This is a genomic window from Marinovum sp. 2_MG-2023, assembly GCF_030548265.1.
Classification (GTDB): Bacteria; Pseudomonadota; Alphaproteobacteria; order Rhodobacterales; family Rhodobacteraceae; genus Marinovum.
In genome coordinates, this window is sequence record NZ_JAUOSD010000002.1 from 20,002 (window position 1) to 42,718 (window position 22,717).

General features: G+C 60.1%; 21 protein-coding genes. 17 read left to right on the forward strand and 4 right to left on the reverse strand.

Translation table 11 applies throughout. From position 1 onward, the window contains the following. Positions 1-194 precede the first annotated feature (194 nt). From Q4577_RS02975 to Q4577_RS02985, 3 genes are all read left to right on the forward strand, one after another. Complete coding sequence (locus Q4577_RS02975; RefSeq protein ID WP_303468802.1) at positions 195-1,403, forward strand: mandelate racemase/muconate lactonizing enzyme family protein; 1,209 nt, start codon at positions 195-197, stop codon at positions 1,401-1,403. 65 nt (positions 1,404-1,468) lie between these two features. Further along, entirely contained in the window at positions 1,469-2,128 is a 660-nt protein-coding gene (locus Q4577_RS02980) for a GntR family transcriptional regulator (protein ID WP_244689711.1), read from the forward strand. 36 nt (positions 2,129-2,164) lie between these two features. Continuing rightward, a complete protein-coding gene (locus Q4577_RS02985) occupies positions 2,165-3,133 on the forward strand; it encodes a D-2-hydroxyacid dehydrogenase (protein ID WP_303468800.1) in 969 nt (322 codons plus the stop codon). 176 nt (positions 3,134-3,309) lie between these two features. On the opposite strand, the gene Q4577_RS02990 is transcribed toward Q4577_RS02985, so the two are convergent. The 3 genes from Q4577_RS02990 to Q4577_RS03000 form a co-directional block, all read right to left on the reverse strand. Further along, positions 3,310-3,963 carry a GntR family transcriptional regulator gene (locus Q4577_RS02990; RefSeq protein WP_244689707.1) on the reverse strand — a complete coding sequence of 218 codons (654 nt, stop codon included), beginning with the start codon at positions 3,961-3,963 and terminating at the stop codon, positions 3,310-3,312. A 107-nt stretch (positions 3,964-4,070) separates the two neighbouring features. Further along, complete coding sequence (locus Q4577_RS02995; RefSeq protein WP_303468799.1) at positions 4,071-5,456, reverse strand: sensor histidine kinase; 1,386 nt, start codon at positions 5,454-5,456, stop codon at positions 4,071-4,073. Further along, positions 5,453-6,127 carry a response regulator transcription factor gene (locus Q4577_RS03000; protein WP_303468798.1) on the reverse strand — a complete coding sequence of 225 codons (675 nt, stop codon included), beginning with the start codon at positions 6,125-6,127 and terminating at the stop codon, positions 5,453-5,455. The genes Q4577_RS02995 and Q4577_RS03000 overlap by 4 nt, the downstream gene beginning before the upstream one ends. A 140-nt stretch (positions 6,128-6,267) precedes the next feature. Here Q4577_RS03000 and Q4577_RS03005 point away from each other — a divergent pair, with 140 nt between their 5' ends. The 5 genes from Q4577_RS03005 to Q4577_RS03025 all read left to right on the forward strand — a co-directional run bounded on the left by Q4577_RS03005 (position 6,268) and on the right by Q4577_RS03025 (position 11,872). Beyond that, positions 6,268-7,377: a tricarboxylate transporter gene (locus Q4577_RS03005; RefSeq protein WP_303468797.1), complete on the forward strand. Its 1,110-nt coding sequence runs from the start codon at positions 6,268-6,270 to the stop codon at positions 7,375-7,377. Positions 7,378-7,459: 82 nt separating this feature from the next. Then, positions 7,460-9,487, forward strand: a complete 2,028-nt coding sequence (locus tag Q4577_RS03010) for a tripartite tricarboxylate transporter permease (RefSeq protein WP_303468795.1) — start codon at positions 7,460-7,462, stop codon at positions 9,485-9,487. 12 nt (positions 9,488-9,499) lie between these two features. Continuing rightward, positions 9,500-10,591, forward strand: a complete 1,092-nt coding sequence (locus Q4577_RS03015) for a 4-oxalomesaconate tautomerase (RefSeq protein WP_303468794.1) — start codon at positions 9,500-9,502, stop codon at positions 10,589-10,591. 64 nt (positions 10,592-10,655) lie between these two features. Next, the gene (locus tag Q4577_RS03020) at positions 10,656-10,895 is read left to right on the forward strand and encodes a hypothetical protein (protein WP_303468793.1); all 240 of its coding nucleotides are present in this window, start codon (positions 10,656-10,658) and stop codon (positions 10,893-10,895) included. Next, positions 10,892-11,872: a D-2-hydroxyacid dehydrogenase family protein gene (locus tag Q4577_RS03025; RefSeq protein WP_303468792.1), complete on the forward strand. Its 981-nt coding sequence runs from the start codon at positions 10,892-10,894 to the stop codon at positions 11,870-11,872. The genes Q4577_RS03020 and Q4577_RS03025 overlap by 4 nt, the downstream gene beginning before the upstream one ends. Before the next feature lie 64 nt (positions 11,873-11,936). On the opposite strand, the gene Q4577_RS03030 is transcribed toward Q4577_RS03025, so the two are convergent. Further along, positions 11,937-12,614: a GntR family transcriptional regulator gene (locus Q4577_RS03030; protein WP_303468791.1), complete on the reverse strand. Its 678-nt coding sequence runs from the start codon at positions 12,612-12,614 to the stop codon at positions 11,937-11,939. A 111-nt stretch (positions 12,615-12,725) separates the two neighbouring features. On the opposite strand from Q4577_RS03030, the gene Q4577_RS03035 reads away from it, so the two are divergent. From Q4577_RS03035 to Q4577_RS03075, 9 genes are read left to right on the forward strand one after another with little or no spacing between them, the layout of a single operon-like run. Then, entirely contained in the window at positions 12,726-14,063 is a 1,338-nt protein-coding gene (locus Q4577_RS03035; RefSeq protein ID WP_303468790.1) for an FAD-dependent oxidoreductase, read from the forward strand. Between the two features lie 25 nt (positions 14,064-14,088). Beyond that, positions 14,089-14,841, forward strand: coding sequence for an enoyl-CoA hydratase/isomerase family protein (locus Q4577_RS03040; protein ID WP_244689686.1), 753 nt, complete (start codon positions 14,089-14,091; stop codon positions 14,839-14,841). Further along, positions 14,838-16,439, forward strand: a complete 1,602-nt coding sequence (locus tag Q4577_RS03045; RefSeq protein ID WP_303468789.1) for an acyl CoA:acetate/3-ketoacid CoA transferase — start codon at positions 14,838-14,840, stop codon at positions 16,437-16,439. Before Q4577_RS03040 ends, Q4577_RS03045 begins: the two co-directional genes overlap by 4 nt. Next, entirely contained in the window at positions 16,436-17,527 is a 1,092-nt protein-coding gene (locus Q4577_RS03050) for a dihydrodipicolinate synthase family protein (protein ID WP_303468788.1), read from the forward strand. The genes Q4577_RS03045 and Q4577_RS03050 overlap by 4 nt, the downstream gene beginning before the upstream one ends. 18 nt (positions 17,528-17,545) lie before the next feature. Then, positions 17,546-18,592, forward strand: coding sequence for an NAD(P)-dependent oxidoreductase (locus tag Q4577_RS03055; RefSeq protein ID WP_303468787.1), 1,047 nt, complete (start codon positions 17,546-17,548; stop codon positions 18,590-18,592). A 3-nt stretch (positions 18,593-18,595) separates the two neighbouring features. Then, positions 18,596-19,351: an ABC transporter permease gene (locus Q4577_RS03060; RefSeq protein ID WP_244689678.1), complete on the forward strand. Its 756-nt coding sequence runs from the start codon at positions 18,596-18,598 to the stop codon at positions 19,349-19,351. After that, complete coding sequence (locus Q4577_RS03065) at positions 19,348-20,112, forward strand: ABC transporter ATP-binding protein (protein WP_303468786.1); 765 nt, start codon at positions 19,348-19,350, stop codon at positions 20,110-20,112. The genes Q4577_RS03060 and Q4577_RS03065 overlap by 4 nt, the downstream gene beginning before the upstream one ends. A 32-nt stretch (positions 20,113-20,144) precedes the next feature. After that, complete coding sequence (locus Q4577_RS03070) at positions 20,145-21,125, forward strand: ABC transporter substrate-binding protein (protein ID WP_303468785.1); 981 nt, start codon at positions 20,145-20,147, stop codon at positions 21,123-21,125. A gap of 50 nt (positions 21,126-21,175) precedes the next feature. Continuing rightward, on the forward strand, positions 21,176-22,591 hold the full coding sequence (locus tag Q4577_RS03075) for a mandelate racemase (RefSeq protein WP_303468784.1): 1,416 nt from the start codon (positions 21,176-21,178) through the stop codon (positions 22,589-22,591). Positions 22,592-22,717 lie beyond the last annotated feature (126 nt).

The following is a 22,717-nucleotide window of genomic DNA, read 5'->3' on the forward strand; positions in this document are numbered from 1 at the left end:
CCCGGGCTTATTCGGCGTCCTGTTCGGACGTATCGGCACATGATTTGTCGTCTTGTGCGCTAGCTTTGTAACACAGTTTTTTCCAAATCGTCGACTATTTTCTTAGATCGTCGATTATTTTTGTGATAGCGTCGACGAAGAAAGCGAAATTGTCGTCGCGATACGACAGGACACAGAACAAGGAAAAGCTGTATATGACTTTGAATTCTCGGGAAAAAACATCCGCCGGCGCCACCAGTTCGGCCTCTGGTCACAAGATACGCTCTGTTCTGCCCCGGATTGCGCCCAGTGGCCGGCGCCCGCAATTGCTGGTGCGGGTCGAAACCGAGAACGGTCTTGTCGGTTGGGGGGAATGCGGGCTTGCGGGCCGGGAAAAGGCGGTGATGGGCGCCATCGAACATTTCACGTCCTTGTTGGTTGGGCGCAATGCGATGGATATCGGTGCGATTTGGCAAAGACTATATCGCAGCCAGTATTATGAAGGTGGCCGGGTTCTACAGGCGGCGATATCCGGGCTCGACATTGCGCTGCATGATCTCAAGGGCAAGGCCCTGAATGTGCCGGTTCATCAGCTTTTGGGCGGACGGCAACGCGACCGCATTCCGGTTTTTGCGTCGATTCCGTCCATGCATTTTGACACTGCGCGCGAAACGGCCAATGCCTTTTATCGTGATGGATGGCGCTGCATCCGGCTGTTTCCCGATTTCAGCAATCTGGAATATTTCGAGCCCCGCGAAGAAATCGCAAGAACCGCAGAGCTGTGCCGCAACGTGCGCGCCGACCTTGGCGAAGATGTGGTGTTGGGAATTGACTGGCACCATCGGCTGAGCGTGGCCGAAGCGGCGTCATTCTGTCATAAACTGCCCACTGGAACGCTGGATTTTCTGGAAGAGCCGATCCGCGACGAATCGCCGGGGGCCTATGAAGCCCTGCGACAGATGACCGACATCCCCTTTGCCATTGGGGAAGAGTTTTCCAGCAAATGGCAGTTCCAGCCCTATATTGAACGCGACATTCATCAGTTCAATCGCGTTGATGTCTGCAATGTCGGCGGCCTGACCGAAGCGATGAAAATCGCCGCGATGAGCGAGAGCCATTATATCGACATCATGCCGCATAATCCCATGGGGCCAATCTGTGCCGCGGCGACAATTCATTTCTGCGCCGCGATTTCCAATATGGCCTGGATGGAATTTGCCCTGCTGCCGGACGGCTACAACCCGAGCGACAAACCACCATCCCCCTATTTGCGCGAACCGGTTTTGAACGGAACCAGCTTTGATGTGCCCGAAGGTTGCGGCCTGGGGATCGAGATCGACGAAAGCCTGTTGCTCGATGACATGCCCGAACTTTGGCAATGTCCGATGTTGCAGCGCGCGGACGGCAGCCTGACCAATTTCTGATTTCACCTCCATGACGTGATGGCAGCAGCCCCGCGCGCTTTGGACCCCACACAGGACGGAGACAAATGGCCTCTGACAATGATCCAAATGCCGGGGTTGCGACCCTTTACGACACGGTCCTTGACGAGATCGCCACAGGACAGCTTCTTGGGGGGCAGCGGTTGAAGGTTTCTGAACTTGCGGCGCGGTTCGGCATAAGCGCCAGCCCGGTTCGCGAAATGCTGCGCCAGATGCACGGCGAAGGTTTTGTTGAAATCAACCCGAACCGGGGCGCGACGGTCAAGGCCTCGGATCCCGGTCGGGTCCAGAACATATTCGAGGTTCTGCAACTGTTGGAGCCCTACGCAGTCAAATGGTTCGCCGAAGACGCCCCCGTCGATGCGATTGATCGGATGCAGGCGATTCAGGATCAGATAAAGGCGGCCCCGCCCGACGACGCGCTGGGGTTTACCCGGCTGGATACCCAATTTCATGCCATCGTCTTTGCCGATCACTATAATGATGTTGCGACCGAAACCTGGAAAAAGCTGCGGGTTGCCTTGTCCGTGCATTCCGCACCGCTTCGGATCAGCATGTCACGACGGCGCAACATCATCGAAGAACATGACATGTTGATCGCCGCTTTCCGCGACCGGAATGCGCCACGGGCCGAACAGGTGATTCAGCAGCATCTTCATGGGGCATATGTCCAAATGTCCCGACAAATCCGCGCGATTGACACCTGACGCGGCCAGAAACGCACTTACAAAGGAAATAATGCAATGCATTTGATAGTGGTTGAACCAATGCTGTCCGACGTCATGACCGACAAGGATCAGGAACGGCAATGGTGGGCACGGCTAGAGGCGGCGGCGCCGGATCTGACCGTCGAATATCTGACCAATCAGACAGATCTCTGTGAAAGGATCGCCTTTGCCGATGCTGTCGCCGGGTTCATTTCCGAACCCGCACTTGCGCGGGCGGGCGACCGGTTGCAATGGGTGCATTCCTTTGCCGCGGGACCGCAGAACCAGCTTTACCCGGCCTTCCTTGCCCGCAAGCTCAGGCTGACCTGTAGCAAGGGCAACGGAGCCGTGCCGCTGGCCGAACATGCGATGATGTCGATGCTGGTGCTTGCGCGCAATCTGCCGGCATATTTTCAAAGCCAACAAAACGCCAAATGGGCCCAGCATCTCAACCTTGAATTGGCGGGCAAGACCTGTGCCATTCTGGGTGCGGGCAATTCCGCCAAGGAGCTGGCCAAGCGCGCCCGGGCCTTCGGGATGCGGGTGCATGCGCTGAAACGGCGGCCGCAGGATCTGCCGGATTTTGATCGTGTCATTGGATCGGATGATTTGCGCGGGTTCCTTGAGGGGGCAGATTTTCTCGTCAACACCCTGCCGCTGACCCCCGTCACCGCCAACCTGATTGGCGCAGAGCAGCTGGGCTGGATGAAGCCGACGGCCTTCTATGTCTGTGTGTCGCGCGGCGGCATTGTCAATGATGAGGCGCTGATCGCCGCGCTTCGCCAGGGTCGGCTGGCCGGTGCCGCGCTGGACGCGCATTCACAGGAACCTTTGCCCGAAGACAGCCCCTTCTGGACCCTGCCCAACACCATCATTACGCCGCACGACGCCGCCCATTGCGTCGGCACGCATGAGCGTGGGGTGGAAATCCTGATTGAGAACGTGATGCGCTCGCACAACGGGCAGGACCTGGTGAATGTTGTCGATCTCAGCGCGGGGTACTAGGGGAAGCCCCCAATAATCTTACGTCTTTGGCGCCAAATCCACGAAATGAAACTGCCTGTCTCGCACCATGCGGGACCGGCTAGGCGGCGCATATTCGAACCCGCCCGCCAGAGGCGTTGATCGACCCGTTCGGCCATATGGATGCGCCACGGGCGCCAACCGCACGCTGTGTGGTGCTAAATCCCCAAAGCGCGGATTTGTTGTGACATTTGCACAAACGACCCGTCCACATGTTTGCGCACGATCATATCGGCACGTGCGGTATCATTGGCACGAAAGGCCGCAATAAGCGCATCGTGTTCTTCTTTGATGGTTTCAAACCGGGTGGGCGAAATCCGAAGTCGCGCCGCCTGAACATTCAATGATGTTCTGAGGTTGCGCCAGATCTCGGCCGCGGTCTGATTGTAATGCCCGCGGCAGAACACCTCGTGAAACTGCAAATCGAGTTTTCTGAAAGCCCGCTGTTCGAAATGCGAGGTTTGCTTGATCTTGGCTTGAATATCCTCCAGCTCGTCCAGCAATTCCATTGGCGCGTAATCTGCGAACCAGGTCACGAAATAGGGTTCCAGCATCTGCAAGACTTCAAAGATATTCTGAATCGATCCGGCATCTGTGGCTTTGACCATCGCGCCGCGATTGGGGTGGATCTCTACAAATCCTTCGCCCTGCATTCGGCGCAAGACTTCGCGCACCGGACTGGTGCTGACACCAAAACGCGCGGCCAATTCCGACACTTTCAGACGCTGCCCGCCGATAAGGCGACCCTCATAGATGTCATCGAGGATTGCATCATAAAGCGGGACTTCCGCAATGTCGGCGTCAGTTTTCATAATAGCCAAATTCTCTTTTGATCAAACTCTATTATAACGTCAGGTTCCGGCGGAAACCAGTGCAGCGGGTTTGCCGGGCAAATGGCGCCTTGGCGCAAGGACAGCGCCTATTCGTTGGGCAGCGCATCATTGGACAGCAATGGCAGGGTCACGACGATCAATGCCCCCTCTGGCGGGTCCATGATGTCCAGAAAACCTGCGTGATTTTTCATGACCCGCGCGGCAATCGGAAGCCCAAGCCCGCTTCCCGGTCCATCGTTCACCTGACTGAACCGGCTGATCGCCTCGACATGTTTGTCGGCTGGAATGCCAATGCCATCATCCTGAATGGACAAGATGGCCCCGCCCCGATTGGTTTTCAGGTCGAGCTTGATGTGCCGCATGTTGGCCCCGCCATGCACCACCGCGTTGCGCAAGAGGTTCAAAATCGCCTCTTGCAACATCACCGCATTGCCCGGAACGATCACCGCCCCGCGGGGCAAGGCGACCTGTACGTCGATGGGGTGATCCATGTTTTGCTGGCGAAACGTATGGACCACCTGATCGACCAGCGCCCCGAAATCCAATGGCACATGCGACGCGCCGTCATCGGATCCACCGGCACGCTCAAATGACAGCAGCTGATTGGTGAGATTGCTGGCCTCGCGCGCGGCCTGAACCAGCGCGCCACAGCGTTCCTTGACCGCCTCGGGGGTGCGCGCATTCTGAACCGCTTCGGCAAGCGCGATGACACCGGCCACCGGATTTCGCAATTGATGGGCGGCATTTGCAATGAATTCATCCTTGGAACTGATCCGACGGGACACGCGATCCAACAGGTCATTCAACGTATTCACAAGACCGCGCGCCTCGACCGGCACCGGGCGCATGATGGGGTCCAGCTCGCTTGGGCTTCGCAGCGCGATCGCCTGTTCAAGATCCAGAAGCGGGCGCAACCCCCGCGCGACACCGAACCAGACAACAAAGGCAACAGAGGCCACAAGCAGCACGATCACCGCAAACGACCGCGACACCACCTCGCGGACAAAATTGCTGCGCACATCGGCGTTTTGCCACACGGTAATGTTGAATACACCGGTGATGCCGCTGACGGTTGTGCCATCCTGAAACCGCAGAACGCGCACGTCCTCGCCCTGGTAGCGGGCGTTGTAATAAAACGGTTCGGTCGAGTCCTCTGGCGCCGATTTTGGCAGCACCGGCGGCGTGGAATAGCCGGTCACAAATACCCCGTCCGGGGCGTAGACATGATAAAACAACACCCCGCCGGAGGTGTCATTGATCAACCGCCGGGTCGCGGGGCTGAGCGCGTCACCATCCGACACGGCAATATCACGTGAAATCGCCAGCGCCGCCGACAAAAGCCCACGGTCAAAGATGCTTTCTGCACTTCTGGTGGTATTGCGAAACTGCCAGACGCCGGCCACCAGCGCGATCACCATCAGCGGCGTCAGGATGATCAGGATCAGCCGCCCCCGCAGCGAATAAGACGTCACCTGTCCCACTCGATCAGCAATTGATAGCCCAGACCGCGCTGGGCCTTGATCTGAATCCCAAAGGGGCTGAGCCTGCGGCGAAGCCGCGACACATAGACTTCGACCACCGTGTCCGCCACATCCGCCCCAACACCATAGGCATGGTCCAACACCGTGCCCTTTGGCACAAGACGGCCATTGGCCGCAAAAAGACATTCAAACACCGACATTTCCCGTCGCGGCAGGTCGATCTCTGTGTCGCCGTCAAAAAGCTGGCGGGTGACGGGGTCATATTTCAACCCGCCAACATCCTGTAGCTGCTGCTGCGGGATCGTGCGCCGCCGCAAAAGCGCCCGCACCCGTGCCTCCAATTCCGCCATTTCGAACGGTTTGATCAGGTAATCATCCGCGCCGGCATCCAGCCCGATCACCCGATGCTCGGTCTCTGCCCGTGCGGTCAAAAGGATCACCGGGCGCATGTCGCCGCGTTTTCGCATCTGTTTGAGCAGGGTCAAACCGTCGATGCCGGGCAGGTTGATGTCAAGAATGATCAGATCCGCACCATCCTGCACCAGATACCTTTCGGCCTCTGCCCCGTCGTCGATCCAATCCACGGCATGGCCCTCGTCCTCCAGACGATAGCTTATGCCCTTGGCGAGGCTGGCATTGTCTTCGACCAATGTGATGCGCATGGCAGATTGTTTCACTTGTGCAAGTTTCGCGCAAGGTTGGCAGGTCACAAGCAATTCATCAACCGGGGGCGGACACCCCCACGCGATTCGATTTTTTCGGTGATTTCAAAAATGAAGCGCCGAACTAAAGGGAGGAATATATGTCCATTTTCAAAACCACGCGTCGCGTGGCCGGCGGTCTTGTCGCCGCTGCCGCAGCAACATTCGCCGTTCAGACCCAGGCGGGCGGCCATGGCATCGACTTGACCGGGAAGACCGTTGAATGGATCATTCCGTTTTCGGAAACCGGCGGCTCTGCCAAATGGGCCAATTTCTATGCCCCGCTGCTGTCCGAAGCTCTGCCGGGGGAGCCGACCGTTGTCGTGAAATTCATGCCCGGCGCCGGTTCGACCAAGGGCGCGAACTATTTCCAGAGCCAGAAATTTGAGGATGGCACCACGATTTTCGGGTCCAGCGGGTCCACACAATTCCCGTTCCTGCTTGGCGATCCGCGTGTGCGCTTTGACTATGCCGATTGGAATGTGGTGCTTGCCTCTGGCACCGGCGGCGTTGCCTATCTGCCGCCGGAACTGGCGGCCAAGATGGACGGGTTGGATGCCAGCGGCCTTCAGGACGTTGATTTCATCTATGGCAATCAGGGCGCCACGCGTCTTGACCTTGTGCCGACGCTGGCCTGGGAAATGCTGGGTCTGAATGTCGAAAGCGTGATGGGCGTCAAGGGTCGGGGCGATGGCCGTTTGATGTTCGAACGCGGCGAAGCCAATATCGACTATCAAACCTCGTCGTCGTATCTGTCGGGCGTGACCCCATTGGTCGAGGCAGGAACAGCCGTACCCATGATGACATGGGGCGCTTTGGATGACGATGGCAACATCGTGCGCGACCCCACATTCCCCGACATCCCGACCTTCAAGGAACTGTGCGAAGCAACCGAGGGCTGCGCCACCTCTGGCGAGGCCTGGGACGCATGGAAAGCCTTCTTTATCGCGGGTTTCCCGGCGCAAAAGATGGTCTTCCTGCCAAACGGGGCGTCCGATGATGCGATTGCGACCTATACAGCCGCATTCGAAGCCGTAAAAGCCCGCCCTGATTTCGCCGAGATTTCCGAAGCGCGACTGGGCGTATACCCCCAGATGACCGGCGCGGCCGCGAATGCCGCATTGGCAAGCGCCACCAAGGTGTCGCCCGAAGCCAAGGCGTTCATCGTGAACTGGCTGCAAGAAAAGTACGGCGTTTCGCTGAACAACTGATCCTTGCTTTTTGAACGCCCTGCCCGTGCGGCGGGGCGTTTTCAAAAGCACGGACATTTCCAAAAAATTCGGGAGCGAGAGCATGGACGTCATCATGGAGGCGCTGCCAGCGTTGGGCAGCGCGTGGGGTCTTATATTACAGCCAATTGTCTTGGGGTATTTGATACTTGGCGTTGTCATGGGGCTGTGCATCGGGGTCTTTCCCGGCCTTGGCGGCATTGCCGGGCTGTCGCTGCTGTTGCCGTTCATGTTCGGAATGGACCCGATCCTTGGGCTGGCGCTGATGGTGGGCATGGTTGCCGTCGTGCCGACATCGGACACCTTTGCATCGGTTCTGATGGGCATTCCCGGATCGTCGGCCAGTCAGGCAACCGTTCTTGACGGCTTTCCCATGGCCAAACGTGGCCAGGCCGCGCGGGCATTGTCGGCGGCCTTTGCCTCGTCCCTGTTTGGCGGTTTGGTTGGGGCGGCTTTTCTCACGGTCTTTATCCTGATTGCGCGGCCCATCGTGTTGGAATTCCGCACGCCAGAGCTTTTGATGATCACCATCTTTGGCCTGTCGATGGTTGGCATCCTTGCCGGGCGTGTTGCGATCAAGGGCATTGTCGCGGCCGGTCTTGGCATGTTGGTCGGCACCATCGGCGAAGGCGCGTCTTCGGGTGATTTGCGCATGGCGTCTTATGATTACCCTTATATGACCGACGGGCTGAAGCTGGTGATTGTCGGTCTTGGCATCTTTGCCATCCCGGAAATCATATCGCTGCTGCGTCAGGACCGCGCAATTTCGCAAGAACCGCAGATCGGCGGCGGCTGGATTGACGGCGTGCGGGATTGGTTTGCCAATATCTGGCTGTCGGTGCGCTGTTCGATCATCGGGGTGATTGTCGGGGTGATCCCCGGTCTTGGCGGGTCGGTTGTGGATTGGATCGCCTATGGCCATGCGGTGCAGACCACCAAGGACAAATCGCAGTTCGGCAAAGGCGAAGTGCGCGGCGTGATCGGGCCGGAGTCGTCCAACAATGCCAAAGAGGGCGGCGGTCTGGTGCCGACATTGCTGTTTGGCATTCCCGGTTCGGGCTCGATGGCGATCTTTATCGGCGCGATTGCCCTGCTTGGATCAGGTCAGATCGAAGTCGGCCCGGCGATGCTGAAAAACAATCTCGACATCACCTATTCCATCGTCTGGTTGCTGGCATTGGCCAATGTGGTCGGCACGGTGATCTGTATCGCCGCCTCTGGTGGTATTGCCAAGCTGACAACCATCCGCTTTGCCCTGCTGGCGCCGTTCCTGTTCATGATCATCAGCTTTGCCGCCTTTCAATCAGGTCAGAACCTGATGGATCTGGTGGCGTTGTTGGGCATCGGGTTCCTGGGGCTTATGCTGCGCCGATTTGATTGGTCGCGCCCGGCATTCCTGATCGGTTTCGTGCTGTCGACGCCGGCGGAAACCTATGCCAACCAAGCGGTGCAAATCGCCCAGAGCCAGTTCCGCAAAAGCTTTGGTGAGGGGCTTGATTACATCTTCTCGCCCATCGTCATTGTCCTTGTGGTGATCACGGTCTTTTCCGTGGTGCTTGGCCTGCGGCAGGCCAAGACCATCCTGGCCGAAGGTGATGTGCAATCCGGCTCGAAACGCGCACCGATGGTCATGCTTTTGGCTGTCACGGCCTATATCGCCTATGCGTTTTATGATGCGGCCTCGATCCCCAGCTACAGCCGCGACCGGGTCTTTCCGATGTTTGTTGGCGGTGTGAGCCTTGTTGGCTGTGCCATCCTGATCATCCGCATGATGTTGAAACCGGAAAGCGACACGGTCTTTGCCGACCGCGAAGTGAACGGCGAAGAAGCCAGTGCGGCGCATGGGCTTTGGCCGACCCTGGCGTGGTTCGCGGGGTTGCTGATCCTGACCGCGCTCTTGGGGTTCATCCTTGCGCTTGGCCTGTTCCTGTTTGCCTTCATGCGGTATCGCGCCGGCGTCAGCACCACCTTTGCGGCGGTCTATACGGCGGCGGGCATTGCCTTCATGTGTGGCATGGCGTGGCTGTTGAACCGTGATTTCCCACCGGGGCTTTTGCAGGACTATGTCACCCTGCCATGGCCGCTGGGCTGAGGGGGGCATCACATGAAACAAACAGCAATCCCCTTTCTGTTCATGCGTGGCGGGACATCGCGCGGGCCTTATCTGAACCGCGCCGATCTGCCCGAAGATCTGGATCAACTTGCCAAGGTTCTGGTTGCGATGATCGGGTCGGGGCATCCGTTGAACATCAACGGCATTGGCGGCGGCGCAGCGGTCACGACCAAGGTCGCAATGCTGTCGCGCGCAAATGACAATTGGGCCGATGTCGATTATTTCTTTGCGCAGGTCGGCGTCGAAGACCAGCTTGTCGATTTCAAACCCACCTGCGGCAATATCATGTCGGGCGTTGGCCCTGCCGCCATTGAAATGGGTCTGGTCGCGGCGCAGGACGGCGAAACCATTGTGAACATTCACGCGGTCAATACCGGCGCCAAGGCCACCGCCGTGGTCCAGACCCCCGGCGGCATCGTCAGCTATGATGGCCCGGCCCGGATCGACGGCGTGCCGGGCACCTCTGCCCCGGTGGCCCTGCAATTCATGGAAACGGTTGGCGGCATTACAGGGGCGTTCCTGCCCACCGGCAATCTGATCGACACCTTTGATGGCGTCGATGTCACCTGCATGGATGTGGCAATGCCGATGGTGATCGCCACGGCCGAAAGCTTTGGCTTGACCGGCTATGAAAGTGCGGCCGAACTGGACGAAAATGCCGATTTTTATACGAGGATGGAGGCCATTCGCCGTCTGGCCGGGGCAAAAATGGGTATGGGCGATGTGTCCAAATCCGTGACCCCGAAATTCGGGTTGCTGGCCCCGGCCAATCAGGGCGGGACCATCGCGACACGGTATTTCATGCCGTGGAAATGCCATCCGACCATGGCGGTGACCGGCGCGCAATGCCTTGCCTCCTGTGTTCTGACCCCCGGCACCGTCGCTGATGGGCTGGCGGCCAGGCCAAACGAGTCCCCCGCCAGGATCACGCTGGAACATGCCTCGGGTCTGATTGATGTGCTGGTCGACTTTAGCGATAGCAACGACGGGTTTGCGATCAATTCCGCTGGTCTGGTGCGCACGGCCCGGAAAATTGCGGCGGGCGAAACCTTTGTCCCGGCTTCGGTCTGGGAAAGGAATTGACCTGTCGCGAATACGGTATACTATGGCATACATAAAGCGAAGATAGCACATCAGGGGGCGAAACATGTCGGAAGGCTATGAGGAATGTCTGATCATCGCGCGGTCGGAATTGGCAACAGCGCGTCGGCGCCTGAATGCCGAAATCGCGCTTTATCCGACGCCGATTTCGGGATGCGACGCACAGTTCAACCATCTCTTGGCCAAACGCGGGAACGTGCAACAGGCGTTGCAATCGCTGGACCGGGTGATCTTTGTGCCGACACCGCGTTCCCCGACATCACACAACATGGTTGAAAGCCGATGAAAGTTCACATTCTGGACGATTGGTTCGACACACTGAAAACGCTGCCCTGCTTCGACCGGCTGGCCGATCATGACGTGACCATCTGGACTGATCATCAACCCGACCCTGTGGCGCTGGCCAAGCGGGTGCAGGAGGCAGAGGCGCTGGTGCTGTTCCGCGAACGGACCAGAATTGGCGCCGATCTTCTGGGCCGTTTGCCAAAGCTGAAACTGATCTCGCAACGCAGTGTCTATCCGCATGTGGATGTTGACGCCTGCACGGCAAATGGCGTGCTGCTTTGTTCGAACATGCACAGTGGCACCCCGTCTTATGCGGCGGCGGAACATACGCTGGCCCTGATCCTGGCCAGCTATCGCCAGATCCCGCAACAATCCGCGTCGCTAAAGGCAGGCGAATGGCAATCCGGGGTTGGGCGGACCCTGCGGGGCCGGACGCTTGGGCTTTATGGGTATGGGCGGATTGGCCGTGCGGTGGCCGAATATGCCCGCGCACTGGGTATGAAGGTGCAATGGTGGGCGTCCGAGGCCGGTCGCGCCCGGGCGTTGGCCGATGGTGAAACCCTTGCCCCGTCGCGCAAGGCGTTCTTTGCCACATCCGACATTGTCAGCCTGCATTTGCGGCTGAAACCCGCAACCAAGGCCATCGTCACCGCAGAGGATCTGGCCGCGATGTCGCCGCGCGCCTTGCTGGTGAATACCTCGCGCTCTGGTCTGTTGGCCCCCGGCACGCTGGAGGCAGAGCTGTCAAAGGGGCGGATTCATGCGGCGGTGGATGTGTTTGATCAAGAGCCAATGACCGACAAGAACAACATCTTGCTGACCCATCCCAATGTGATCGCCACCCCCCATATCGGCTATGTCACCGAAGACGAATTTGACCTTCAGTTTGCCGACATCTTTGATCAGATCAATGCCTACGCCGATGGCCAGCCGATCCATATGATCAACCCGGGCGTCCGCGACCAGACGCAGGATTAATCGGGCCTGACCGGAGGCTCTGACATTGAAACCTGTGCCGTGTTCGGGCGCAGGTGGGCGACACTCATTTATTCAATCGGCCCAGAATGGCAAGCTTGGACACTTCTTCAAGCAAATCCAGCAAGGCCCGCGCCTCTTGCACCGCCATGTCGGGTTCGCCGTTTGAAATCGCCCGCAGCACCCGGGCGTGATGCACCGCCGCTTTTGAAAAGCGGTCGGTTTCGGTGATGAAGGAATACCAAAACCGGCGCGACAACCCGTGCACCATCTGGATATGGGCGGCCAGATACCGGTTGCCCGCCGCCGCTGCCTCGATCCGGTGGATGTCGCTGTTGATTTCCAGATAACGGCCCCGGTCCTTCTCGGCGATGGCCGCCTCCAGATCATCCGCCAGACGCAACATTTCCGCGCGCTGGGATTCATCGGCGCGTGTCGCGGCAAGGGACACCATCATCTCTTCCAGCGGTCGCCGCGTTTCCAGCAATTCCAGTTGCCGGTTCACGTCCACCGGCGTGACCATGATCCCGCGTCGCGGCAGCACATCGACAAAACCCTCAAATTTCAGACGCTGCAGCGCCTCGCGCACCGGCGTGCGCCCACAGCCGATCCGACGGGCCAGATCGTTTTCCGACAATAGCGCATAGGCTTCGATTTCGCCGGTGACGATCCGGCGTTGGATCTCGGAATACGCCTGCTCAGCGGTCGAAATCTCGGCCTTCGGGTTTTCAGTGCTGGCGTTCATGACGGCCCCTTCGGTTTCCCGCCATCATAAGTCTTGACTCGCTGATAAGCAAGAACTAGACATCTGATCAACAACTGATATGTCAGTACCGAATTCAGGGAGGAGACGGTTTTGACCCAACCAACAGATGTCCGCGATGTGGACAGGCTTGATACCGATCTGGTGATTGTGGGCGGCGGTGCCGCCGGCGTGGCCACCGCGCTCACCGCGGCGCGCAACGGATTGCGCGTGGTTGTCGTTGAGCGTCATGGCTTTTGCGGCGGTGGCGCGGTGGCGGGACATTCCGGCACGATCTGCGGCCTGTACGAGGCGTCAGAAACGCACCCCAACGGCCCGGTGCAATCGGTCTTTGGCTTTGCCGATGAATTTGTAAAAGCGCTTGAGGCGCGCGGCGGGCTGGACCGGCCTGTGCGCTATGGCAAGACCTTTACCCGGGTGCACGATCCCATTGTCTGGCGCGAGACTGCCGATGATCTGCTCGCAGCGGCGGGGGTCACCGTGATCTATCACGCCGTGGCCACCCGCGTCCTGACCGAGGGCGACAGGATCGAGGGGGTCGAGCTTTGGACCAAGCAAGGCCCGCTGCGGGTGATGGCGCGGTTGACGGTGGATGCCTCTGGCGATGCTGATCTTGTGGCGATGGCCGGATTGCCGAATTTTGTCGGTGACAATGGCCGGGTGCAGAACCCGACCATGATCTTTCGCCTGATGGGGGTCGATGTGGCACAGTTTCGCGCGGCCTATGGCGATGACACGATCATGCCGCCGGAAGTGTCGGACATGATTGTTGCCGCCAATACGGCCGGCACCTACGCCCTGCCCCGCGCCAAGATCTGGCTGTTCACAACCACGCGGCCGGGTGAATTGCTGTGCAATTGCACCCGCATTCTGGGCGAAAACGGTCGCGAGCTGAACCCGTTGTTCTGGCGTGATTTTGCCGAGGCGGAGACCCAGGGCCGCAGGCAGGCCCGCGAATATGCGCGTTTCTTCCGTGACACATTGGCTGGATGCGCGGAATCCTTCGTGAATGACATGGCGGTGCAGGTGGGCGTGCGCCAGACCCGCCAGATCACCGGCGTTGCGCGGCTGAGCAATGCCGATGTGGTGTCTGGCGCCAAATTCGCCGGCGGCATCGCCCGTTCGCCCTGGCCTATCGAGCTGCATGCCGGCGCACGCCCACGTGTCGAATGGTTGCTCAACGATGTCTACGAAGTGCCCTATTCCTGTTTCGTGCCCCAGCGTGGCGAGGGCCTTTTGGCGGTCGGCCGCTGTCTTTCAGCAGAGCACGAGGCCGTGGCCTCGGCGCGGGTGACGGCACAGTGCTTTGGCTACGGCCACGCCATCGGACATGCCGCAACAATCGCCGTCCGGGATGGTGTCGCCCCGCGCGACATCGACGGGGCCGATCTGCGCATCCTTCTGAACCGCGACGGCGCCCAACTGGACTGACCAAAAGAATTGAAAGGACCGCCTCATGACCGAACAGGTAGTGATCGAATTACGTGACGGATATGCCGTTGTCACCATGAACAAACCCAAGCGGCGCAACGCGCTTGGCACCGAGAGCGTTCGCGGTCTGTTGGCGGCATTGTCCCAGCTGGCACAGGACGACCGGTGCCGCGCCGTGGTGCTGACCGGTGCCGCGCCGGCATTTTGTGCGGGCAGCGACCTCAAGGAATTGGGGGGCCTGTCGATCCCCGACATGTGCGCCCACGAGGAAGAGACCGCCGCCATGGCCCGCCGCATTGCGCATCTGCCGGTGCCGGTGATCGCCGCGGTCGAGGGGTTTGCCCTTGGCGGCGGGTTCATCCTGGCCACTTCCTGTGATGTGGTGATCACGGCGCGCGATGCCAAATGGGCCCTGCCCGAGGTGCGCAATGGCTGGCTGCCGCCCTGGGGGTTGCAGAGCCTTCTGGCGCGTGTCGGCCCGGTCAAGGCGCAGCAGATCACATGGGGGTTCCTTGACATGGACGGGGTCGAGGCACATCGCCTTGGCGTCGCTGACGGGCTGGCCGAAAATGGCAAAACGCTGGACATGGCCTGTGACTGGGCGGCGCGCATTGCCGACCTGCCGCCCGAAGCGGTGCGGTCGACCAAACGCTATTGCGCGGCCACAATCGCCGCCGATGCCGAACGGCAAGACGCCGAGGCCAGTCGCCTTTTTGCCGCCGATTGCCAGGGGGCTGCGGCCAAGGCGACACTTGCCAAGTTCACGGTGACAGCATGACCAAGATCGTCACCGCCGAAGAGGCCGTCGCCGCCATCCCCGACGGGGCCACAGTGGCCAGCGCCGGGGTCATTGGCTGGGTCACCCCCGACAAGGTTCTGGGCGCTTTGGGGCGCCGCTTTCGGGACACGGCCCAGCCCCGCGATCTGACATTCTATTTCCCCTGCGGCACCGGCGATGCCATGGGCATCAAGGGGATGGATCATGTGGCCCAGGACGGGCTGATGAAACGCATCGTGTCGGGCAGCTATATCAACCCGGTCGACCCCGCGACGGGCAAACGCCCCGAGCTGATGCGCCTGATCGCGGAAAACCGGATCGAGGCCTATTCCTGGCCCATCGGCGCCAGCATGCATTGGCTGCGGGAAGTGGCGCGCAAGAGTCCCGGCTATATCACCCGCGTGGGTCTTGGCACCTATGCCGATCCGCGACAGGGCGGCGGAAAATTCACCGACCGGGCCAGCGACGATCTGATCCGCGTGATCGAGATCGACGGCGAAGAGCTGCTTTATTATCCGACATGGCCGCTGGACGTGGCAATTCTGCGCGCGGCATCCGCCGATGCACAGGGCAACCTCAGCTGGGAGGACGAGCCGCTGACCACGGCCAACGTGGCGCTTGCATTGGCGGTCAAGGCCAGCGGCGGGCGGGTGATCGCCCAGGTGCGCCGCGTGGTCGACACCAACGACCGACCGGCCAGCATGGTGCAATTACCCGGCATCTACGTCGATCAGGTTGTTGTCGATCCCGACATGATGATGACCACCAATGTGCCTTATGATGCGGCCTATTTCTCTGGTCCGCGAAAGGATATCGCAACGCTCAGCCCGCCCCCCTTTTCGGCGGACCGCATTATCGCCAACCGTATTGTGCCCGAGGTCCGCAAGCACGAGCTGTCGATCTTCGGCTTTGGCGCGGCCACGGATGTGCCGTTGGTGATGGCGGAACAGGGGCTGTTCGACGATGGTGCGCTGGCCGATTACCCCGGCACCACCGAACACGGCGCCTATGGCGGAGTGGTGATGCCGGGCTGGCAATTTTCAGCCAATATCAACCCCGATGCGATCCTGGATGGTGTCACACAATTTGATGCCATCGACGGTGGGCTTTGCCGCTTTGCCGCCCTCAGCTTTGCCGAGTTCGATGCGCAGGGCGTTGTCAACGTGTCGAAATTTGGCCGGGCCAACCCCGGCGCGGGCGGTTTTATCGACATCGCCCAGAACGCAGAGCGATTGATTTTTGCCGGCACTTTCACCACTGGTGGTCTTCAGGCCGATGTGGTCGACGGCCAATTGGTGATCGAACGCGAAGGCAAGGTGCGCAAATTCGTGACGCAGGCGGCCTCGATCACCTATCACGTGGCTGATGGCGTCCGCGACCGCAGCCAACAGGCCCTGATCGTCACCGAACGCGCGGTGTTCAGGGTGGCCTCCGATGGGCTGGAGCTGATCGAGATCGCGCCGGGGGTCGATCTGCAAACCCAGGTGCTGGACCTGATGGATTTTGCCCCGGTGCGCATCGCCGATCCGCTGCCCTGCATGGACGCACGGCATTTCATCCGCCTGACAGAAAAAGAACCCGCAAAGGTGACCGCATGAACCTACAGGACCTTCCCCCATCCGCACTTGCGTTGTTTCGCAAAGGCACCGCATTGCCCGCGCATGCGCTGGCATTGACCGCCGACCGCAGGCTTGACCCGATGCGCCAACGCGCCATGACGCGATATTATATGGACGCCGGCGCCGGGGGCGTTGCGGTTGGGGTCCATACCACGCAATTTGCCATTCGGGATGTCGGCCTGTTTGAGCCGGTGCTGCGCATGGCGGCGGACACCGTACAGGATTGGGCCGAGGATACGCGTCTTTTGATCGCGGGTGTCACCGGGCAAACCGCACAGGCGGTGCAGGAGGCACAACTGGCCCGCAGCCTTGGCTATCACTTCGTGTTGCTCAACCTCGCCCGTCTGAAAGGTGCCTCGGAAGACGAGCTGCTGACCCATTGCCGCACCGTAGCGGCCGAAATGCCGGTGATCGGATTTTCGCTTTTGCCAGAGGTCGGCGGCTTTCACCTGTCCTATGATTTCTGGCGTCGCTTTGCCGAGATCGAGAATGTCGCAGGCATCAAGATGGCGCCGTTCGACCGCTACCGCACGCTGGAAATCGTGCGCGCCGTTCAGGATGCGGGCGCAACGGACCGGGTGACGCTGTACACCGGCAACGACGATCACATCGTGCTGGACCTGTTGCAACCCTTCACCGTGCGGTCCGAGGATGGAAAATCCGAGACCCGCCTGCGCATTCGCGGCGGATTGCTGGGCCATTGGTCAGTCTGGACCAAAACAGCGGTGGAGCTGCTCGACCGTATCCATGCCTTGCCCGATGGGGCGGATATGCCCGAAGATTTGCTGGCGCTCGACAGTATTGTCACCGATTGCAACCTTGCGATCTATGACGCGCTGAACGATTTGCGCGGCTGTATTCCCGGCTGTCTGGAAGTGATGCGGCGGCAGGGGCTTTTGGCGGGAACCTGGTGTCTTGATCCGAACGAGGTGCTGAGCCCCGGACAAGAGGCGCAGATCGACCGCGTCTATCGGCAATATCCCGAAATGAACGATGACGCCTTTGTGCGTGCCAACCTTGATCGCTGGCTGAGTGATGCCGGCAAGACCCGGCCGCTGGTGGCCTGAGGCAAGACAGGAATGACCATGACAGATATATTGAGCCCCGCGCTCTTTCCCGAACATTTCCGCGACGTTGCACATCTGGAAGACTTCATGTCGATCCCGACCCAGGGTGTGATCGACGATCTGAACGCGCTTGAGGGCGACATCATGATCCTTGGTGTCGGCGGCAAGATTGGCGTCACCATGGCACGCATGGCCAAGAAAGCCGCCCCTGACAAGCGGGTGATCGGCGTGTCGCGGTTTTCAGAGGCGGGCGTCGAAGATCGGCTGAATGCCTGGGGGATCGAAACGATCCGCTGTGATCTGCTGGACCGCGATGCCGTGAACGCCCTGCCCAAGGTGGCGAATGTGATTTACATGGCAGGGCTGAAATTCGATGCCGCCGGACGCGAGGATTTCCTGTGGGCGATGAACACCATCGCGCCGCAGATCACCGCCGAGGCCTTTCGCGACAGCCGGATCGTGTCCTTCTCGACCATCCACGTCTATCCCTGGTCGAACCCGCTGCATGGCGGCGTGACAGAGACATGCCCGCCCCACGCCCGCCCCGGCGAATACGCCAATTCCGTGGTCGGGCGCGAACGGACGTTTCAGTATTTCTCGCGCAAATATGACACGCCGGGCCGCATCATGCGCTTCGTCTATGCCATTGATCCGCGTTACGGCGTGATGCAGGAAGTTGCGCAATGGGTAAAGGACGGCACGCCGATCCCGCTGGACACCGGTCACGTCAACATCATGTGGCAAGGCGACGCCAACGCGCAGTTCCTCCGCACGCTGGCCCATTGCGACACCCCCGCCAGCGCCATCAACATCGGCGGGCCGGAAACGGTCTCGGTGCGGTATCTCGCCAATCGTTTTGGCGCGGCCTTGGGCATCGAGCCGGTGTTTGAAGGCGCAGAAGCCGACAATTGCCTGCTGGTCAATTGCGACAAGGCAAACGGCATTTTCGGCAATCCGGTGGTGCCGATGGACGCGATGATCGGTTGGGTCGCCGAATGGGTGAAATCCGGCAAACCCGTCCACGGCAAACCTTCAAAGTTCCAGGTCCGCACAGGGAGTTTCTGAACCATGACACTCTTGTCACGTTATATCTGGGCCGCGGCGGGCCTGTCCGGTTTCATCATCGCCTGGTGGCTGGCCACGGTGCTGACCGATCTTCCGGCCTATATCCTGCCCAGCCCCGGCGCCGCCTTTGCCGAGATCTGGGAGCCGTCCTACAATTGGGGCACCCATATCTGGGCCACCACGCAGGAAATCTTTGGCGGCTATCTTCTGGCTGTGATCATCGGTGTCGCGCTGGCGGTGCTGTTCAGCTGGCTGCCCGCCCTCAACGCGGCGCTGATGCCGCTGCTGGTGTTGTTGAACATGGTGCCCAAGGTCGCGATGGCACCGTTGTTCATCGTCTGGCTGGGCTATGGCATCGTGCCGAACATGGTGATCGCCTTCACCATCTGCTTCTTTCCGATCATGTTGACCACCTATCGCGGTCTGCAAGAGGTCGAACCGGACCTGTTGAACCTGGTGAAATCACTGAAGGCCAATCGCTGGCAGATCTTTCTCAAGATCCAATTGCCCGGCTCGCTGCCCTTCCTGTTTTCGGGGATGAAGGTCGCCGCGGTGCTGGCCGTGGCCGGGGCCATCGTGGGCGAATTCATCGCCTCGCAAAAGGGTCTCGGCTACTTCCTGTTGGCCCAGCAGAACGCGCTCAACACCTCGGCGATGATGATGGCGCTGGCGTTCATCACCATGATCGGCGTGGCGCTTTATGGGGTGGTCATCGCGCTCGAATATTTCTTCATCACACGCAAGGGGATCAACCAATGACCGAACCGTTCGTGCGCCTCGTCGGCGTGACCAAGACGTTCAAGGTCGGCAGCAAGGAATTCCTGGCGGTCAAGGATGTGACCATCGACGTCGAAGAAGGAGAGTTGGTGTCCATCGTCGGCCCGTCGGGATGTGGCAAGTCGACAGTCCTGTCGATCCTTGCCGATCTGCACGAGGCATCTGGCGGTACAGTCGATGTCGGCAACCCCGAAAGCCCCTTCACCCCGGGTCGTGACATCGGCATGGTGTTTCAAAAGGCGCTGCTGCTGAAATGGCGCAGTATCGTCGACAACGTGATGCTGCCGGCCGAAATCCTTGGCCTGCCGCGCAAGGAAAGCCGTGAGCGCGCGCTGGATTTGCTGGAAATGGTGGGGCTGTCGAAATTCGCCACCGCCTATCCCCAGCAATTGTCGGGCGGGATGCAGCAACGGGCCTCGATTGCGCGGGCGCTGGTGCATAACCCAAAGCTGATCCTGATGGATGAACCTTTTGGTGCCCTGGACGCGCTGACGCGGGAACGGATGAACCTTGAGCTGCTGCGCATCTGGCGCGAAAGCAGCAAGACGATCCTGTTTGTCACCCATGGCATTCAAGAGGCGGTGTTCCTGGGCAGCAAGGTCGCGGTGATGACCGCAGGCCCGGCACGCATGGCAGCGCATTTCCCCATTGATCTGCCAGAGCCGCGCACGCTCGACATCAAGACGACCGAGAAATTCGGCGAATACACCCGCGAAATCTATCAGCTGCTGGGCATGCACTGACCCGGCGTTCAAAAATCAATTGGGAGGAAAAAATGATCAATACCAAGACAACCGCCGTGGCCTGTGCCGCGCTTCTGGCCGGTTCTGCCGTTATGGCCGAAGATCTGAGCCTGCAACTGAACTGGACCGCCGGGGGCGATCACGCGCCGGTCTATTATGCGCAGCAACAAGGCTGGTATGCCGATGCCGGGGTCGCGCTGGAAATTCGCCAGGGCACCGGATCGGGGGCCGCTGCCACCGCGCTTGAGGTTGGCCAAGCCGATATCGCCATCATCGACACGCCCACCGCGCTGCAATTTCTGGCCAAGGGCGCGCCGTTTACCGGTGTCTTTGTCGCCTATAACGACAACGCCGCCGGGCTTTACTGGAAGAAAAGCTCTGGCATCGAAACGGTAAAGGATTTCACCGGCAAGAAGATCGGCGCACCGGCATTTGATGCCACCCGCCAGATGTGGCAACCAGCCTCGCGCGCCCTGGGGATTGATCCGGACGCGGTGGAATGGGTCAACCTGCAACCCACCGGCAAGCTCGCGGCGCTGCAATCGGGGGCGGTGGATGTCACGACGCATTTCTACTCTGTGCATTTCATCTATGAAGACATCTTTGGTGATGATCTGGGCTTTGCCCTGCTGCGCGACAACGGCATGAACACCTATAGCCTGGCCTATTACGCCGCCGACGCGGTGCTGGCCGAAAAAGCCGAAGCCGTGAAACAGGTGGTGCAGGTCACGCAAAAGGCCTTTGCCTTCTGTCTGGAAACGCCGAAACCCTGCACCGATGCGCTGTCCAGTTCGGTGTCGATGAAGGCGTCGGATGCAGAACGTCAATTCGAATATGCCGCGCGTGTGATGCCGGGATCGGGATCTGATTTGCCGATCGGTGCCTGGGATATGGACAGGGTGGCCAATGATTATGTCGTGGTGCAAGAGGCTTATGGCCTGCCCGACATGGAGATCACGACAAAATTCTCCAATGATTTCATTGATGACAACCTGGCCTATCCGGCAAAGTAAGCCCGTCTGACACGGGTCTTGGCGCGGCGGAGAAGTCTGCCGCGCCTTGCATGTCCAGCACAAAGGTATCCGATACCATGATCGACACCGCGCCGCGTTTTTGCGTTACCGAGATTACATTTGACGAACGCCCCGTGGGGCTTCGGATTCCGTTTCGCTACGGCGCGGTCACCCTGCGGCAGGCCGTTCAGGCGGTGGCGCGCGTCACCCTGACCTTTGCCGACGGGCGCATGGCCACCGGCACGGCGGCGGAACTGATGGCGCCCAAATGGTTCGACAAATCGCCGGAACTGACCAATGACCAGAATGTCGAACAGTTGCGCCGGGCGCTGGCCCTGACCCGGCAACGCTACCTGCGTCACGGCGCGGAAATGACCGCCTTTGGCCTGCATGCCGCGCATGATGCCGCCCAGCGGGCAGAGGCCGCGACAGAGGGGTTGAATGCCCTCGTGGCGGGCTTTGGCATGGCGTTGCTCGACAAGGCGGTGATCGCCGCGCTCTGCACCCATTGTGCCCTGCCCTTTGCCACGCTTGTGCGTGACAATCTGTTCGGACTGACCCCGGCCACGGCACCGGATCTGTCACAAGACCAGATCACCGCAACCCTTGCCAAGCTGCGCCCCGCGCCGACATTGCGCGCCCGCCATACCATCGGCCAGATCGACCCCCTGACAGAAGCCGACCTGCCGGCAGAGCGTCGGGTGAACGACGGCCTGCCCGAAACGCTGCAAGCTGCAATTGCCACCTGGGGGCTGAGCGCCTTCAAACTGAAACTCTCTGGCGACGGGGATTTCGATCACAACCGGCTGGTGGCGATTGCGGCGATCCTTGACGGTATTCCCGACCTCACAGTGACGCTGGATGGAAACGAGCAATTTCCCGATGGCGCGACCTTTGCCGCGTTTTGGCACCGCATCACGGCAGATCCGCGACTGGCGCGGCTGGTCGCGGCGGCAGGCTTTGTCGAACAGCCGATTGCCCGCGCGACGGCATTGTCGACGCCGCTTGGCCCCGAATTGGGGGACCTGGCGGTAGAAATCGACGAATCCGACGACAGCCCCGATGCGTTCCTCAAAGCACGCGACATGGGGTATCGCGGGATATCGTCCAAATCCTGCAAAGGCGTGTACCGCGCCCTGTTGAACCGTGTCCGCGTGGCGGTCTGGAACGACACTGCGGGGGATGCGCGATACTTCATGTCGGCCGAGGACCTGTCGACCCCGCCGGGGCTGGCGCTGCAACAGGATCTGAGCCTAGCCGCCACATTGGGTGTCGGGCACATCGAACGCAACGGACATTTTTATGGCGATGGCACCACCGGGCTGGACCCGCAGGAAACGCAGGATCGGATCGCCGCCTTTCCAAATCTGTACTGTCTTGACCGGGGGCGGATGATGCTGCGGATCGCAAAAGGCACCATTGACCTGACGGATCTGACCGCCGCCGCCGAAGGCTATATCCGCTAGACGCCACTAGGGCGCAGGACAGCCGACCTGTGCCCGCACATTCGCTTGCCAAACCGGGATTGTTGCACAGCGGTCACACCGGGATTGCGGCCAGCGGCCCGGCAAATTGACATGGCACAAGCGGCA

Excerpts from the sequence above, each read along its gene's own strand:
- Q4577_RS02975 (WP_303468802.1), top strand. The coding sequence starts at position 195 with ATGACTTTGAATTCTCGGGAAAAAACATCCGCCGGCGCCACCAGTTCG.
- Q4577_RS02980 (WP_244689711.1), top strand. The coding sequence starts at position 1,469 with ATGGCCTCTGACAATGATCCAAATGCCGGGGTTGCGACCCTTTACGAC.
- Q4577_RS02985 (WP_303468800.1), top strand. The coding sequence starts at position 2,165 with ATGCATTTGATAGTGGTTGAACCAATGCTGTCCGACGTCATGACCGAC.
- Q4577_RS02990 (WP_244689707.1), bottom strand. The coding sequence starts at position 3,963 with ATGAAAACTGACGCCGACATTGCGGAAGTCCCGCTTTATGATGCAATC.
- Q4577_RS03000 (WP_303468798.1), bottom strand. The coding sequence starts at position 6,127 with ATGCGCATCACATTGGTCGAAGACAATGCCAGCCTCGCCAAGGGCATA.
- Q4577_RS03005 (WP_303468797.1), top strand. The coding sequence starts at position 6,268 with ATGTCCATTTTCAAAACCACGCGTCGCGTGGCCGGCGGTCTTGTCGCC.
- Q4577_RS03010 (WP_303468795.1), top strand. The coding sequence starts at position 7,460 with ATGGACGTCATCATGGAGGCGCTGCCAGCGTTGGGCAGCGCGTGGGGT.
- Q4577_RS03015 (WP_303468794.1), top strand. The coding sequence starts at position 9,500 with ATGAAACAAACAGCAATCCCCTTTCTGTTCATGCGTGGCGGGACATCG.
- Q4577_RS03020 (WP_303468793.1), top strand. The coding sequence starts at position 10,656 with ATGTCGGAAGGCTATGAGGAATGTCTGATCATCGCGCGGTCGGAATTG.
- Q4577_RS03025 (WP_303468792.1), top strand. The coding sequence starts at position 10,892 with ATGAAAGTTCACATTCTGGACGATTGGTTCGACACACTGAAAACGCTG.
- Q4577_RS03030 (WP_303468791.1), bottom strand. The coding sequence starts at position 12,614 with ATGAACGCCAGCACTGAAAACCCGAAGGCCGAGATTTCGACCGCTGAG.
- Q4577_RS03040 (WP_244689686.1), top strand. The coding sequence starts at position 14,089 with ATGACCGAACAGGTAGTGATCGAATTACGTGACGGATATGCCGTTGTC.
- Q4577_RS03045 (WP_303468789.1), top strand. The coding sequence starts at position 14,838 with ATGACCAAGATCGTCACCGCCGAAGAGGCCGTCGCCGCCATCCCCGAC.
- Q4577_RS03050 (WP_303468788.1), top strand. The coding sequence starts at position 16,436 with ATGAACCTACAGGACCTTCCCCCATCCGCACTTGCGTTGTTTCGCAAA.
- Q4577_RS03055 (WP_303468787.1), top strand. The coding sequence starts at position 17,546 with ATGACAGATATATTGAGCCCCGCGCTCTTTCCCGAACATTTCCGCGAC.
- Q4577_RS03060 (WP_244689678.1), top strand. The coding sequence starts at position 18,596 with ATGACACTCTTGTCACGTTATATCTGGGCCGCGGCGGGCCTGTCCGGT.
- Q4577_RS03065 (WP_303468786.1), top strand. The coding sequence starts at position 19,348 with ATGACCGAACCGTTCGTGCGCCTCGTCGGCGTGACCAAGACGTTCAAG.
- Q4577_RS03070 (WP_303468785.1), top strand. The coding sequence starts at position 20,145 with ATGATCAATACCAAGACAACCGCCGTGGCCTGTGCCGCGCTTCTGGCC.
- Q4577_RS03075 (WP_303468784.1), top strand. The coding sequence starts at position 21,176 with ATGTCCAGCACAAAGGTATCCGATACCATGATCGACACCGCGCCGCGT.